We start from the raw sequence: 14,714 nt of genomic DNA on the forward strand, positions 1-14,714 counted from the left end.
AAGGGCGACTCGTTGCGGCCCTATCTCACCACTTAACCGGCCGCTTCCTCTTTGGTCACTAACGGCTGTGGCTCTTCAAGGTTTGCGCTCTGTTCTTGCTCTTTCTTCTCATCGGCTAACTGAGCCTCCATCAGAGCCTCTTCAGGCAATAGACTGATCAACTCTATGCCCACAGGCAAGGTATCAACCGCCTCGGTGATCAGCTTAACCTTGCCCTCCTGCAAATAAATTAAAGGTAAGGCACCTTCACCGTAACGCTGCTTAAAGTCGGCGAAGGTAAAGTTCTCGGTTAAGCTGGTACTCTTTATCTTGCCCCCCTTGGCCATGATGCTGGCGAGCCTTGCATAGGTCACGTTATCACCAAACAGACACAAGCGTTTAAGATAAGCCTCAGAAAGCTGATGACGAGCGCTGTTGCCTTCACCACTGCTTAAGCCAAATACTTTATTCTTCCCAAGAATATCCTGAAAATGAAAAGTCACTAAGGGATTGAGCTGACGATAGGGAGACAAAACCAAAAGGCGCCCAACGCCGCCCAGATCTAACGCGTTGTCGGCATGCTCAGAAGTCGGATTCCCAAAATAGACAGGAATATTGTCCATGCGTGACAGACGTATGTTGTCCCAGTTATTGTCGGCGAGTACCACCTGCACATTCTTTTGGATCAAGACTTTGGCCAGGTCCCGGGCAAACTTGGACGCACCAAAAATCAGCAGCCCCTGAGCCGAGCCCGCCTGTACCCCTAAAAACCGCGCCCAGGCTCCGGCCGTCAGGCTTTGAGCCACCACAGTGCCTATGATGATCAAAAATACCAGCGGCACTATCTTATCGGCGCCCGCCACGCCAAGGCGCTCAAGTTTTATGGCAAACAGTGACGATACCGCCGCGGCGACTATCCCCCTAGGTGCCACCCAACTTAAAAACCACTTATCGGCCCTAGGCAGTGAAGTGCCAATAGCGCAGCACCAAACGCTTAGCGGCCGCGCGATAAACATCACCACTAGCAATAGTGCCAGCCCTTGCCACCCCAACTGCATCAAGGCGTTAGAATCTAGCCTGGCCGCTAGCAAAATAAACAGGCCCGAAATAAACAGCACGGTCAGAGTTTCTTTAAACTCGATGATCTCTGCGATGTCGACCCCGCGCATATTGGCTAACCAAATTCCCATGACTGTAACCGTCAGCAAGCCTGATTCTTCCTGCAACAAATTGGACCCAACAAAGGCCCCTAACATGATAGTGAGTACAGCGGTATTTTTAAGGTAATGGGGTACCCAGGCGCGGCGCAGCATCACCCCTATACCGTAACCAAACAGCGCCCCTAACCCCAGCCCGACCGCAAGCATAGACATTAAAGATAACAGGACATGACTAGCTGGCTCGGCGGCAACCGCCAGGTATTCAAACACCAACACCGCAAGCAAAGCGCCTATAGGATCGATAACTATCCCTTCCCAACGTAAAATACTCGCCAGTTGCGATTTGGGCTTGATACTGCGCAGCATAGGCACTATCACGGTCGGGCCTGTCACCACCACTAAGGCGCCAAAGAGCATGGCCATCTGCCAGGAGAAATCCATAATAAAATGGGTCGCCACACCGATACACACCCAAGTCACCAAGGTGCCAATAGAAACTAAGTGGGTGACCATGCGGCCGTGATCGCGGATCTCGGAAAAATTGAGCGTTAAGGCCCCTTCAAACAAGATAACCGCCACCCCTAAAGAGATGATAGGAAATAACAGATCGCCAAATATGGCGTCAGGATCCAACAGATTAAAAACAGGCCCAACCAAGAGGCCACAAAGCAGCAAGGGCAATATCGCCGGTAAACGCAGGCGCCAGCCAAGCCATTGACACACAATCGACAAGATCCCCACTAGGCCCAACATGCCTGTGATCTGCTCTACCATCATCTTCATCCTTAAACAGCCCAAGGCAAGCTAGCCCAGTAATTAGCATGAGTATAGTCAAGACACGCAATTAGATAGACTATGCTCATTCCATTGTCTGCAAGATAACACTGTTAGCTCAAATGTATAGTGCAACTTAAAAGGCTAAACCTAAGCACCTATCAGTCTGTGCAAATTCAAATGAAGAGATATTGAGATACAAAAAGCCCCGTCATTGCTGACGAGGCTTAGTTGTCGTTGGCTCAGCGGACGGGACTCGAACCCGTGCCCCCGGCGTGACAGGCCGCCATGCTTTCAACAAGAGTCTAACCAACTGAACTGCCCTACCGTCATCCGAGAACGCGAACCATTAATGCTAAAAACATCAGACACAAAAAAGCCCCGTCATTACTGACGAGGCTTAGCTGTAGTTGGCGGAGCGGACGGGACTCGAACCCGCGACCCCCGGCGTGACAGGCCGCCATGCTTTCAAAAAGAGTCTAACCAACTGAACGCCCCTACTGTCACCCCGGAAAATAATCCATTCAATGCTAAAGCCATCAGACACAAAAAAGCCCCGTCATTACTGACGAGGCTTAGCTGTCGTTGGCACAGCGGACGGGACTCGAACCCGCGCCCCCCAGCGTGACAGGCCGCCATGCTTTCAACAAGAGTTTAACCAACTGAACTGCCCTACCGTCATCCGAGAACGCGAACCATTAATGCTAAAAACATCAGACACAAAAAAGCCCCGTCATTACTGACAAGGCTTAGCTGTAGTTGGCGGAGCGGACGGGACTCGAACCCGCGACCCCCGGCGTGACAGGCCGGTATTCTAACCAACTGAACTACCGCTCCTAAACTGGGATAAAACGCCTTGGCATTTCATCAAAATTAGGTACTTGATTGGCGGAGCGGACGGGACTCGAACCCGCGACCCCCGGCGTGACAGGCCGGTATTCTAACCAACTGAACTACCGCTCCACATCAAGTTGCGAAGGATAATACTTAGGCCACCTAGTCCCGTCAATAACTTTTTTTCTGAAACAAACTAATCAGTTAAAATTTCGCCAAACCAGAGTGTTTCATCAGCAAACTTGACTAGCTTTTGTCCGGCTCTGCGCCTTTGCGATCTGTCTCATCCGGCATAGTCAAATCAATCTCATCAAGAGTTGGCCCAATTTCCTTAGCCCGCTCCTGCTCAAGCCTTGCCGCTGTTACCGCCAATGCTTGTTTTAGATTTTGCCGTTTACGCCATACCAGTAAGGCCATGGTACCTAAGATCAACAAACTGATATTGATGGTAATGATCCAGAACATGGCATCCTCTTTCGCCTTGGCTTCGGCGATCGCCGCCTTCTTAGCGGCCAATGCAGCCAACTCCTCCGCCGTCGGTGGCGGCTCTGGCGGCGGCACCAGATTAAAGAACTGCTCGGGCAAGGTGATCAACACTTCCCGTCCCGAGACGGATGTTGCCGCGACCACGCCCTTGATGCGATAGCTGCCAAATTCTGACACCTGAGGCAATGTCAGCTGCATACGTTTCTTGTTAATGGTCTGCACTGGCAGCGTCATTTGCAGCCCTGCAGGCCCCACCAACTCAAACTCGAAATGGGTATTAGCCAAAACCAACTGCTCATCATCGACAGCCACCTCGACCTGCCAACGCCCTGTGAGCGGATCGTCGGGCGTAATCACAGAGAGAGACACAGGCATAGGCAGCAGCTCAATATCCCCGCCAACCTCTCGACTGAAAATATTGTTCTTGGCACTCACCTGATAACGGTAATGTCCCCAGGGCTGATTGAGGTTGATATTGGCAGTGAAAATGCCGTCATCGGGCGTACCATCCAGCCCTTCGCCGTTATCCTTATAGCTACCGACGATCAGAGTGCCGGCAGCAAAGTTCTCATCCCCGGGTCTATGCTCGCTGATAAATTTCGCGGTCCAATCCACTAAGTAGTCGAGCCCAGGCATACGTATACGCTGCGCATCACCCAATAGCTTTGCGGTAATTTTAAGCCGTTCACCTTGATAGAGCGGCCGAGGTAAGGGTTCGACCTCTATCGCTAACTTAGAGATCTTGTCTATCTTAGACCCTTTAACCACCTTACCTAAAAGTTGCCAAGGACCCGGCATGGGAGATTTGATGGTAATAATATCGCCACTTAGGCCATCGACCCACTGCACAGATTCTGGATGGCGCGTTGCATACCACTTACTACCATCGGGTAGCACGATTATCACTGGGGCACTGCCATACTCGCGTTGCACGAATAGGGTCAATTCATCGACCATATGATCGATGCGAAAGCGGTTTTTTAGCTCACTGGCCTCAGACGAAGGAACTACCTGGGCGGCAGCGCCGACGGAAAGCAGCAGTAGCCCAGAGGCCAAAATCGCGCACACTAGCCAATTTTTCATAGGATGACGTTTATCCTCGCCAGATACATTGTCCTGATTTCGCAACTAAATCTAATCTTTGTTCATGCATACTCAGTTCATCGGCCGTTGCGCCGATCACTTTAAGATTTGCGCGATTGGCATCCAGACGCATGATCCCACCGCTCTCTTGACCCGGCTTTTCATTAGATAGCTCAAACTTGGTCTGGCCACCGGTCATGATCAGGTAAACATCGGCGAGGATCTCGGCATCCAATAGTGCGCCGTGGAGTTCACGGCGTGAGTTATCTATGCCATAACGCTTACACAAAGCATCCAGGTTATTCTTTTGCCCTGGATGAAGGTATTTGGCGATCTCCAGCGAATCGAGTACCTGACAGATATCTGAAGTCTTTGGCCCTCTCGGCGTCAGCAGCGAGAATTCATGATCCATGAAGCTCACGTCGAAGTTCGCGTTATGTGCCACAATCTCGGCGCCGTCGATAAATTCGATAAAGGCGGGAGCTATCTGCGCAAACACTGGCTTATCGGCGACAAACTCGTTGGTTATACCGTGAACCGTGATCGCCTCTTCATCAATCTGCTGCATAGGATTGATGTATTCGTGAAAATGGCGGCCGGTCAACTTACGATTCACCACCTCGACACAGCCTATTTCGATAATACGATGACCAAAATAAACGGCACCTGCCCCTTGGTTCATACCAGTAGTTTCGGTATCGAGGATCACTTGGCGCTTAGCATTGGAGATGATATTCATATAATTACACGCTTTTATAAAAAAAATTTGGGTATACTGCTGTCCATATTTGGCTATGGTAGCAACTTGATGCACGGACTGAAACAACTCTTAATCTATACCGACGGTTCTTGCCTGGGCAATCCCGGTCCCGGCGGCTACGGGGTGGTAATGAAATATAAGGCCCACGTAAAAGAACTCAGCGGCGGTTTTGCCTTAACCACCAACAATCGTATGGAGCTACTAGCCCCTATTGTTGCCCTAGAGGCGCTTAAAGAGCCCTGCCAGATCATCCTCACCAGCGACAGCCAGTATTTGCGCCAAGGGATCACTCAGTGGATCCATGGCTGGAAGAAACGAGGCTGGCTAACGGCGGCTAAAGAGCCTGTTAAAAATGTCGACCTTTGGCAACGCCTGGATGCGGCAACCACGCCACATCAGATCGATTGGCGCTGGGTAAAAGGCCATGCCGGTCATATCGAAAACGAGCGCTGTGATACCCTGGCGCGAGAGGCCGCTGAGGCAAAACCCAGCGCAATAGATACCGGCTATCCCTCATAAGGTTAAACCAGTTAACCTGGCCTAACTTGTCGGCGACAGTGCCAAAAAACGCTGACAAAAAAGTTCAAAGGCGCTGCACAGTGCCGTCGGCTTACGGCTCTTATGACGAATTTTATAAAACTGGCGCGCCAGGGTGAGCTCTGGCACTGAGATCAACGCCAGTTCCCTTCGCTGAAGCTCCTTTTCAAGGGTAAGTTCAGACAAGACAGCCAGTCCGGCACCTTGTCTGACCGCTTGTTTTATGGCATCTGGCGTAGAAAAATTAAATTTCTCCACTGGCCGCATCGCCAGCGCATTGGCAGCATTGATAAAATAATCTCGAGTGCCCGATCCCGGCTCCCGCATTACCCAAGCATGTCCGGCCAACATATCAGGTGTCACCACTTTTCCCGCCAATGGGTGTCCCGGATGACAGAAGATAAGCAGCCTATCTTTATGCCAAGGCTCGACACTTACCCGGCTATCGAGACATTGGCCCTCGATAAAACCTACCTCGGCGCGAAACTCTACCACGGCATCGATCACCGCCTGAGTATTAGCGATGTTCAAATCCACCATAGCGTTGGTAAATTGTTGACTAAAAGCCACCGCGCTCTTGGCAAGCAGGTAGTTGCCTATGGTTGAGCTGGCCGCCACACTCAAGGTGCCGCTCATTTGCGCCTCTGGGGAGGAAAACAGATGTTCTATCTGCTCCACTTGCTGCAGGGTCTGAGTGGCCAGCGGTAATAGCAGACTTCCTTGGGCATTGAGTCTCAGCCGATTCCCCACCCGTTCAAATAAACGGGTATCGAGTTGCTTCTCTAACTCACCAAGGGCCATAGAGGTCGCTGGCGCCGAGAGGTTCAGACGCTGAGCCGCCTTCGCCACCTGACCGCTGCGAGCGACAGCTTCAAAAATAGCTAATTGCTTTAAGGTAATTCTCATTTTACCTGCTTAACGAAAAGATCATTTTAGGCGCAGCTGCTTTACCCTGCCTGCGGTTGGCGCGGTCGACCATTTGGGCTGACGAACCTTTTGCTTGTCCATTATCGGCGTCATGGGAGAGTCTAACTTGCGGGCAACCAATATATAGACGCTGCCACTGCCCGGCAACCAGGCCTGCAATGCATGTTGCCAGATGGAATCGCCATGGATCTCACTCAGCAGATGATGATAAACAAGACGCTCATCGCCCACCACTTGATAGCCGAGTAACCCAAGCCAATCTTTTACCCTAGAGGGGGTAAAGAAACGCCCGCACCAAGGCAACTGCTCCTGACGACTGGGCAACATCTTACCCAAAAAGGCCGGACTTAAGGGGTTAAAACCTATGATAAACAGATATCCGCCAGAGATAAGCACCCTGTCGGTCTCTCGTAATACGCTATAAGGGTTGGCTTCAAAATCGAGCACCATGGAACAGACCACAGCATCTATCACCCCATTTTGAATGGGCAGCTGTGCGTGCTCGCCTTGCAAGGAGCAAAGCGCCGATTCGCAAAGAGAGAACTCTCGCCCTATCGGTAGACAGGGTTTTTCCAACGCATAACTTAGCGGGCCTATGTTAAGCATGTGATAGCCAAACACCTTTGGCCACCAAGGCATCAACTTATCTTCGATAGCCTCTTGCAGCCAAAGCCCGTTGGGCAAGTCCTGCCAAGTCTGGGGTTTGATCAGATCAAAGGACACAGGTCACTCCAAGACTCATTATTCTGGTTTCCCAAGGGGCGGTTTGCCTTTTCAAGTTGATCTTCTGTTGCCATCATAACGTGTTTTACTCGCCATGTGAGCAACCAAGGCGAGACATAGCTTTTTCATCCTATAAATCGCCTAAAAACTGCTTCAGAAACAAACAACAAAAGCAAACAGTCCCTAATGATGTGACTATTTTAGTATTAAATCCCTAAAGCGCTATACACGCAATAGCTTTGCTCAGTAAACTAAATGCGTGTCACCCAATCCCAGTGAGAATCGCTATGCACAGTGTTACCCCAATTCCCGCCTTTAATGACAACTATATCTGGCTGATCCATGCCCATGACACCAAGGGTTATTATGTGGTCGACCCAGGTGATGCCAATGTGGTTATCGACTATTTAAAGCAACATGAGATCAAACTCGATGGGATCTTAATTACTCATCACCATAGCGATCACACCGGCGGCATAGCAGCCCTGCAAACCTATCACGACCATAACCTCACTGTGTATGGTCCAGATAGTGAAAATATTAAGGGGATCAATCATCCCATCTCGGGGAAAACAGAAAGTATCAGCCCCGATAGACTGGACAGCGATGCCCAGATATTTCACCTCCCCGGCCACACCTTAGGTCATATTGCCTATCTGATTGACGATCACCTTTTCTGCGGCGATACCCTATTTAGTGGCGGCTGTGGACGCCTGTTTGAGGGCACGCCAACGCAGATGAGACACTCCCTCGACGCTTTGGCCGCACTCGATGACAAGGTCAAGGTCTATCCGGCCCACGAATACACACAAGCTAATTTGGCCTTTGCCCAAACTGTCGAGCATGGCAACCAGACGCTGGCTGACTACGCCGCTCACGTTAAGCAACGCCGAGAACAGCAACAGCCCAGCCTGCCCTCTAGCATTGGGCTAGAGAAGCAGATCAACCCTTTCCTGCGCGCCGATCAAGCCACAATTAAAGCGGCATTAGGTCAACATTTCAGCCAGGATGTGACGGATATTGACACCAGTTTCACGCTTCTACGTCAATGGAAGGACAATTTCTAATAATTCCTATACAATGTCGCGCTAATTAAGTCCCCGCCCAGCTACGCCACGGAGAACGCCTTGGCAGATGCTTTGTTAGAGGGACCCAAAGTAAGGAATTATTGTCGATGCGCTTACCCATTTTCCTGATCGCAGGGGGACTCTCCCTGCTCGCAGGTTGCCAAACCTTTACTCAGCCGGAACCTGAACCGGCCATAGCCACCACAACACCCATAGTGGTTGAACCACAAGTGACAGCTCCTATCGAACCTGAGCCCATTCAGATCACCGATGTGTGGCAGCGTATTCGTCTGGGGCTTTCTATGCCTGTACCCGATCAGAAACTGGTAAATCAATATCGCGACTGGTACCTGAAACACCCCCAGCACCTGGCCCGCGTCTCTGAGCGTGCTGAACCCTTTATGTATCTCATCGTCGAAGAGATAGAGCTGCGCAACTTACCTATCGAGTTGGCACTACTGCCTATCGTCGAGAGCGCATTCGATCCCTTCGCTTATTCCCATGGCGCTGCATCAGGCTTATGGCAATTTACTGCCCCTATGGCTAAACACTTTGGCCTTGAGATGAACTGGTGGTATGACGGTCGCCGCGATGTGCCTGCTGCAACCACGGCAGCACTGGATATGATGGAATACCTCTATCAAAAAACCCACAACAATTGGCTCTATGCTATTGCCGCCTATAACACGGGCGAAGGGCGTGTACTCAATGCGGTGAAACGCAACCAGTCTAAAGGGCTAGCGACCGATTTCTGGGCACTGAGCCTACCAAGGGAAACTGAGCGCTATGTCCCACAACTATTAGCACTCGCCGATGTCGTGGCCAATGCCGAAAAATATGGGATCTCACTCCACCCCATTCCTAACCAGCCGCAACTGAAAGTTGTGGATGTGGGCAGCCAAATCGATCTGGCACTCGCCGCCGAGATGGCAGGTATGAAGCTTAACGAACTGCACGCCTTAAATCCTGGCTTTAACCAGTGGGCGACTGCGCCTGAAGGCCCTCACCAAATAGTGGTGCCGCTTGATCGCGCTGACGTGTTTGAAACCAATTTAGCGGCCAGCAGCCAAGATCAGCGCCTAAAATGGCAGCGTTATAAGATAAAGTCGGGTGATAGCCTAGGGCTAATCGCCAAGCGATTTAACACCACACCATCGGCGCTCCGTGCGGTTAACGATATTAAAAACAACCGTATTATTGCCGGCAAGCATCTACTGATCCCTATCTCTGCCAAAGATCCCGCCAAGTATCTCTTGTCTGCGGACCAAAGATTACAAAAACGTCAATCTGGTGGTAACGGCTATAAACTCAGCTACCAGGTTAAATCAGGGGACTCACTCTGGCTTATCGCCAAACAGCACAAGGTGAGTGTGTCTAAGCTGGCTAAATGGAATGGTATGGCCCCGAAAGATACTCTCTCTGTGGGGCAAAAGTTGGTCATCTGGCAACAAGGCAAGGATAAGGCGGTCACCCGCACAGTCAATTACACAGTACGCTCTGGCGATTCACTGGCTAAAATAGCCAGTAAATTCAATGTCAGCGTAAACCAACTGGTTAAATGGAACAGCCTATCTACCAAAAAATATCTGCAACCAGGACAGAAGCTGACCCTGTATGTTGATGTGACTAAATCACGAGTTTAATCACCTCGACTGTTAACGATAAATCACCGGGTTAATAAAGATAAAAAAGCGATGCCAAGGCATCGCTTTTTTTGTGACTGCTATTTATCGCGTTTTACGCCATTAAATGAGTTGCCACTAAAACCCACCTAACTTCTTAAACAGCTTATCTTTAAGATCATCAGTGGCTTTTTCGGCTTCTTTCTTCAGTTTTGCATCAAACAATGCCGCCGTATCTAAAGCGAACTTAGGCTCACTGATGGTGCCGCTGATAGCGAAGGGGATCTCCAAACCATAAAGCTCATCCTTCTCGGCACTCCCCTGGCCCTCTAATGAGCCCACAACAGAGGTCTTAAGTGCATAATCGATCGCCTCAGACAAGAGGTTTACATTGCCCTTACCCTGCAGGCGGATCAGAGGCGATGCCATATTCAGATCGGGATTGGTAACCTGACCCTTAGCCATAGTGAAACTGCCCGTGAGGCTGGTAAAGTCTGTTTTCTTTTCACCAGCTGAGGTGGCATTTAAATCCCCCGCCAACTTAGCCTTAGCATCACGCAGCATCTGCGGGATATTCACGCCATAGAGTGAACCATCGGCAATTTCAAACTGTCCCTTAGCATTGAGGTTACGCTTAATGTTATCAGGGATAAGACTAAAGCCACTGCCTGCCACCTCAAAATTTGTGGTACCGGCAAGCATATCGACCTCGGCAGCATCGGTGAGCAGTGGGCGCACCTGAATCCCCGAGATCTTCTTATCAAAGCGATAGCTGGCCACCTTTTTACGTCCATCAAGCTGGGCACTAGCAAGCAGTTTGCCTTGATAAAGGTCGGCGCTAAGTTGATTGACATCTAACACGCCGTTTTTAAGCATCAATTTCATCAACCAATTCTCTGTCTTGATCTTATCGGCAACCACAGATTTAATATCAAGATCCAGCTTTAGGTTGACTGCCTTCATACCGGTCAAATCGGGCTCTTGGGCACTCGCACTGGCTGCGCCGCCTTTCTCATCGGCTTTAGCTGCCTCTCCTTTCGCCATATAGGGAGTCAGATCTATGTCGCCAAAACTCATAGAGGCCACCACATCCGGCACTTTAGCACCGTAATTAACGGCCAACTTACCCTGGGCCTTAATTTGCTCAAGACTCAGACTAGAGAGTACTACTGCCAGCGTCTTCGCCTGATTGTCTAGTTCAATTTGACTGGTCAGATCCATCTGCATCCGCTTGTTAGGAATTGCGTCGCCCTCAACGATGTTTTCAACCACAAAATCCTTAATGGTGATCTTGGCCAGGCTGCCGTCGACCTTAATCTCGCCATTACCTTCGCTGGTTAGCGTCATCTCGGGCTGGACCATAGAAAATTTAAAGCTAATATCGGCGAACTTATCTAGGCTAAATGCCCCTAAGGTCAGTGCCTCTAACTTCAGCGCTTGTACCTTACCCGTCGCCTCATCGAAAAGATTTACCTGAGTATTGGTAATGGCAATTCCGCCGATATTGAGGCTACTGAGCTGCACACTACCTTCTGCAGGCTTGCTGTCACTTGCAGCTTGTTCAGCGCCAGCTTTCTCACCGCCGGACGTTAATCCATCTAGGCTAGTACGGCCATTCTTGTAACTATCATAGTTAAGCGTTAGGCCGTCTAGGTTGAGCTGTGCAATTTCAACTTCTTTGCTTAATAAAGGCAACAAAGCAACTTCGGCGACTATACCATCAACCTTGAGCATGGTGTCGTTTTTAAAGCCCTTAGGATTAGAGAGACTAATGTCACCCAGCGCAATACCGATACTTGGAAAGAAGGTCCAACTCAGATCTTGGTTAATAGTGAGTGTTCTGCCCGTTTGTTTTTTCACCGCCTCGACAATTTGCGGTTTAAAATCGTTAGGGTCAAAAATAAGCGTCAGGTAGGCGGCCAACAACAGGAAAAGAGAGACGAATACGATAAGTAGCCATTTTAAAAATTTCATAACAGGTTCCATCTGGTAGGAGTGTTCAACTGGCTTTCGACCAATTACGAGAGATCCAACGGCATCGATGACACGGCAATGCCATTATCATCTGCATAAAGCATCATACCTGGTTTAATTATAACGCGATCTATCTCCAGCGTAATATTAACATCACCCAAGTCACGCTTATCCGTCTTAATCGGATTGGCTCCAAGTGCTTGAATCCCAATAGGCATCTGCTTCAATGCTGCCACATCTCGTACATAACCATTGATCACTATGCCACTCCAGCCATTGTCCACCGCGCTCTGGGCGATCATATCGCCAAGCAAGGCCCGTCGGTTTGAGCCGCCACCATCGACGACCAATACCTTACCTTGTCCGGGTTGTGACAACAGCTGTTTGACTTTGGAGTTGTCTTCATGACATTTCACCGTCACCACCTCCCCCCAGAAAATGTGTTTCTGGCCAAACTGACGGTAATGGGGCGCTAACAGCGATAATTGAGCATCATAACGATCGAAAAGATCGGGCAAAAGATCCAGCATTGCAGCCTCCCTGCAACTAAACCAATGATGAAGTTACTATAACAAGGCAGGAATAAAATGAAAATTAGATGAATTTAAATTCGATCGGTTTTAAAATGTGCTTTCCCTAATTTACCCAGGTGACATTTTGTCACTATGCTCCTCAATGAACCGATACATAATTGTGTGTGATCGGCAAAGACACATTGGAATAAAATGACAGATAAACTCGATTTACAAGATGCAATGGCGGCCCTCGATAAATTTGGTTATGACCAGAAACACAGCATTGAACTGGGTCAGGCACGCACTCAAGCACAAATGGAGAAGTATCTAAAATCATTAGACTTTAATCTACGCAGGCTGCTTATTTTACAAGAGGTCGTCAATAGATTAGTCGAAGAAGAGAAAGCCAACCAGGCTCGTCAGGAAAATATTCAAACGTTTAAAACTAAGGTCATTAACCTGTCACGAGAATATGGCCTGCCTTACGATCAAGTGTTGAATATTATGAGCCAGCAGGAAAAATAAAGGCCTGCTCTTGGCAGGCCACTTATTTTACTTACAGTTTAAACGTTGAAATAAGCGATTCAAGCTCGGCAGAACCCACTTTAACTTGTTCACTGGTACTGCCTATCTCTTCACTCTTTTGTTGATTCTCCAGCGAGATATCGTTAATGCGGGTGACATTCATGTTCAACTCGGCGATCACTGCGCTTTGCTCTTCTGTTGCGGTGGCAATTTGAATATTCATGTCAGAGATCTGTTTTATTGAAGACTTAATCATCTGCAAGGCATCGACAACTTGAGTGGTCTCCCCCACAGTTTGCTCAGATTGTGCCTTGGCACGAGCCACCGAGGCATTAACACTTTCAACGGACGCGCGAATCGCCTCTATGATCCCATTGATCTCTTGGGTCGACTCTTGCGTGCGACTGGCCAGGGTTCGAACCTCATCGGCCACCACGGCAAAGCCGCGGCCCGCTTCGCCAGCCCGTGCTGCCTCAATTGCCGCATTCAGCGCAAGCAGGTTGGTCTGCTCGGCTATTCCCACAATCACATCGAGGATCTGCCCTATCTGCCCCGAGCTAACCTGCAATGCCTGCGCCTCACTAGCGGTCACTTCCAACTCGTTTGACAGGCTCTGAATCTTAGCCACGGCACCATCGACCACTATGACGGTATTATCGGCTTCAACATCGGCGCTACCCGCACTATCGGCAGCCAACTGTGCATTAGATGCGACCTCAGATGAGGCCATCGACATCTCATTAATCGCCGTCGCCACACTCTGGGTTTCTGCCTGCATGTTAGCCGTTACTGCACTGGCCTGGGACGAGATATCGGCCAGCCCTTCGGCCAGCTCACGACTATGGGAAACGGAAGCCGCAACCGAATTAACCAAGGCTTGGATCTTCGCCACAAAAACATTAAAGCTAGCGGCAACCTGCTTCAGTTCATCCCGACCCGATTCCTCTAATCTTAAGGTGAGATCCCCTTCGCCTCTGGCAATGTTTTCAAAGGCGGCTATGGTATCGGCCATAGGCGCAGAAATACTGCGGGATATGGCACCAAGAATTAAGATCACAGGTAACCACACCGCAATACAGATCAGCAGGTATTTACCGCTAAAAGCTTGCATTTCATCTTGAATATCATCGACGTAGATTCCGGTGCCCACAATCCAGCCCCAGGGCTGAAACCGCTTAACCACACTCATCTTAGGACTGGGTTCCGTAGCATTTGGACGGTTCCACATATACTCAACCAAAGCGTACTCGTTATTCGCCGTGCCTGTTACCATCTTCTCAAATAGCTGTACACCATTAGGATCTTTCATTCCCAGCACATTGGTGCCCACCAATTTCTTAGCAAATGCGTGTTGTACCATTATTCCCTGGCGGTCTATGGTCCAAAAATATTCGTTGCCCTCATACCGCAACGCATCTAACGCCTCAATGGCAGCACGCTTTGCCTCCTCGGTCGACATATCGCCCGATTGAGACGCCTCATAGAACTGACTAATCACCTTCTCACCCACATCGGAGAGCGCCGATAATTTTGCCTCTTTCTCCTTGATCAACACCTCTTCGATATTCATCAAGGCAAAAATAAACATGATGCCGGTCGCCACTATGGCGAGCAGCAACATTAACAGCAATCGATGGGCAATTTTAAATTTACGAAATAGCGTATAGATGGCGTTCATAGGCGACACCTCGAAAAGTAACCGGATTAGTCCACGGACCCTTTAAATTTCGTCTATCATCAGAGGTTTG

The 14,714-nt window shown here is 49.6% G+C and carries 12 protein-coding genes and 2 tRNA genes; 4 read left to right on the forward strand and 10 right to left on the reverse strand.

Annotated features, from left to right (window positions below; genetic code table 11):
- Window positions 1-32 precede the first annotated feature (32 nt).
- The 5 genes from L2712_RS06415 to dnaQ all read right to left on the reverse strand — a co-directional run bounded on the left by L2712_RS06415 (window position 33) and on the right by dnaQ (window position 5,055).
- A complete protein-coding gene (locus tag L2712_RS06415) occupies window positions 33-1,913 on the reverse strand; it encodes a cation:proton antiporter (RefSeq protein WP_248977398.1) in 1,881 nt (626 codons plus the stop codon).
- Window positions 1,914-2,673: 760 nt separating this feature from the next.
- Window positions 2,674-2,750: transfer RNA gene (locus L2712_RS06420), tRNA-Asp, on the reverse strand.
- A 49-nt stretch (window positions 2,751-2,799) separates the two neighbouring features.
- A tRNA-Asp gene (locus tag L2712_RS06425) sits at window positions 2,800-2,876 on the reverse strand.
- A gap of 117 nt (window positions 2,877-2,993) precedes the next feature.
- Window positions 2,994-4,316, reverse strand: a complete 1,323-nt coding sequence (locus tag L2712_RS06430) for a TIGR03503 family protein (RefSeq protein ID WP_248977241.1) — start codon at window positions 4,314-4,316, stop codon at window positions 2,994-2,996.
- Window positions 4,317-4,326: 10 nt separating this feature from the next.
- Complete coding sequence (gene dnaQ / locus L2712_RS06435) at window positions 4,327-5,055, reverse strand: DNA polymerase III subunit epsilon (RefSeq protein WP_033538077.1); 729 nt, start codon at window positions 5,053-5,055, stop codon at window positions 4,327-4,329.
- Window positions 5,056-5,124: 69 nt separating this feature from the next.
- On the opposite strand from dnaQ, the gene rnhA reads away from it, so the two are divergent.
- Window positions 5,125-5,595: a ribonuclease HI gene (gene rnhA, locus L2712_RS06440; RefSeq protein ID WP_248977242.1), complete on the forward strand. Its 471-nt coding sequence runs from the start codon at window positions 5,125-5,127 to the stop codon at window positions 5,593-5,595.
- Window positions 5,596-5,616: 21 nt separating this feature from the next.
- Here rnhA and L2712_RS06445 read toward each other — a convergent pair whose 3' ends face one another.
- The gene (locus L2712_RS06445; RefSeq protein ID WP_033538076.1) at window positions 5,617-6,519 is read right to left on the reverse strand and encodes a LysR substrate-binding domain-containing protein; all 903 of its coding nucleotides are present in this window, start codon (window positions 6,517-6,519) and stop codon (window positions 5,617-5,619) included.
- 21 nt (window positions 6,520-6,540) lie between these two features.
- Window positions 6,541-7,263, reverse strand: coding sequence for a class I SAM-dependent methyltransferase (locus tag L2712_RS06450; RefSeq protein ID WP_248977243.1), 723 nt, complete (start codon window positions 7,261-7,263; stop codon window positions 6,541-6,543).
- 287 nt (window positions 7,264-7,550) lie between these two features.
- On the opposite strand from L2712_RS06450, the gene gloB reads away from it, so the two are divergent.
- Window positions 7,551-8,330: a hydroxyacylglutathione hydrolase gene (gene gloB / locus L2712_RS06455; protein WP_248977244.1), complete on the forward strand. Its 780-nt coding sequence runs from the start codon at window positions 7,551-7,553 to the stop codon at window positions 8,328-8,330.
- A 107-nt stretch (window positions 8,331-8,437) separates the two neighbouring features.
- Complete coding sequence (locus L2712_RS06460) at window positions 8,438-9,973, forward strand: LysM peptidoglycan-binding domain-containing protein (RefSeq protein WP_248977245.1); 1,536 nt, start codon at window positions 8,438-8,440, stop codon at window positions 9,971-9,973.
- Window positions 9,974-10,090: 117 nt separating this feature from the next.
- Here the strand turns inward: L2712_RS06460 and L2712_RS06465 are convergent, their stop codons facing one another.
- Both L2712_RS06465 and L2712_RS06470 read right to left on the reverse strand, forming a co-directional pair.
- Window positions 10,091-11,926: an AsmA family protein gene (locus L2712_RS06465; RefSeq protein ID WP_248977246.1), complete on the reverse strand. Its 1,836-nt coding sequence runs from the start codon at window positions 11,924-11,926 to the stop codon at window positions 10,091-10,093.
- A gap of 44 nt (window positions 11,927-11,970) precedes the next feature.
- Window positions 11,971-12,456: a putative 4-hydroxy-4-methyl-2-oxoglutarate aldolase gene (locus L2712_RS06470; RefSeq protein WP_033538071.1), complete on the reverse strand. Its 486-nt coding sequence runs from the start codon at window positions 12,454-12,456 to the stop codon at window positions 11,971-11,973.
- A gap of 195 nt (window positions 12,457-12,651) precedes the next feature.
- Here L2712_RS06470 and L2712_RS06475 point away from each other — a divergent pair, with 195 nt between their 5' ends.
- A complete protein-coding gene (locus L2712_RS06475; protein WP_248977247.1) occupies window positions 12,652-12,966 on the forward strand; it encodes a hypothetical protein in 315 nt (104 codons plus the stop codon).
- A 31-nt stretch (window positions 12,967-12,997) separates the two neighbouring features.
- On the opposite strand, the gene L2712_RS06480 is transcribed toward L2712_RS06475, so the two are convergent.
- Window positions 12,998-14,644, reverse strand: a complete 1,647-nt coding sequence (locus L2712_RS06480; RefSeq protein WP_248977248.1) for a methyl-accepting chemotaxis protein — start codon at window positions 14,642-14,644, stop codon at window positions 12,998-13,000.
- Window positions 14,645-14,714: the final 70 nt, after the last annotated feature.

This window comes from Shewanella marisflavi, assembly GCF_023283925.1.
GTDB classification, from domain to species: domain Bacteria; phylum Pseudomonadota; class Gammaproteobacteria; order Enterobacterales; family Shewanellaceae; genus Shewanella; species Shewanella marisflavi.

Coding starts and splice junctions, on each gene's coding strand:
- L2712_RS06415 (WP_248977398.1), bottom strand. CDS start 1,913: ATGGTAGAGCAGATCACAGGCATGTTGGGCCTAGTGGGGATCTTGTCG.
- L2712_RS06430 (WP_248977241.1), bottom strand. CDS start 4,316: ATGAAAAATTGGCTAGTGTGCGCGATTTTGGCCTCTGGGCTACTGCTG.
- dnaQ (WP_033538077.1), bottom strand. CDS start 5,055: ATGAATATCATCTCCAATGCTAAGCGCCAAGTGATCCTCGATACCGAA.
- rnhA (WP_248977242.1), top strand. CDS start 5,125: ATGCACGGACTGAAACAACTCTTAATCTATACCGACGGTTCTTGCCTG.
- L2712_RS06445 (WP_033538076.1), bottom strand. CDS start 6,519: ATGAGAATTACCTTAAAGCAATTAGCTATTTTTGAAGCTGTCGCTCGC.
- gloB (WP_248977244.1), top strand. CDS start 7,551: ATGCACAGTGTTACCCCAATTCCCGCCTTTAATGACAACTATATCTGG.
- L2712_RS06460 (WP_248977245.1), top strand. CDS start 8,438: ATGCGCTTACCCATTTTCCTGATCGCAGGGGGACTCTCCCTGCTCGCA.
- L2712_RS06465 (WP_248977246.1), bottom strand. CDS start 11,926: ATGAAATTTTTAAAATGGCTACTTATCGTATTCGTCTCTCTTTTCCTG.
- L2712_RS06470 (WP_033538071.1), bottom strand. CDS start 12,456: ATGCTGGATCTTTTGCCCGATCTTTTCGATCGTTATGATGCTCAATTA.
- L2712_RS06475 (WP_248977247.1), top strand. CDS start 12,652: ATGACAGATAAACTCGATTTACAAGATGCAATGGCGGCCCTCGATAAA.
- L2712_RS06480 (WP_248977248.1), bottom strand. CDS start 14,644: ATGAACGCCATCTATACGCTATTTCGTAAATTTAAAATTGCCCATCGA.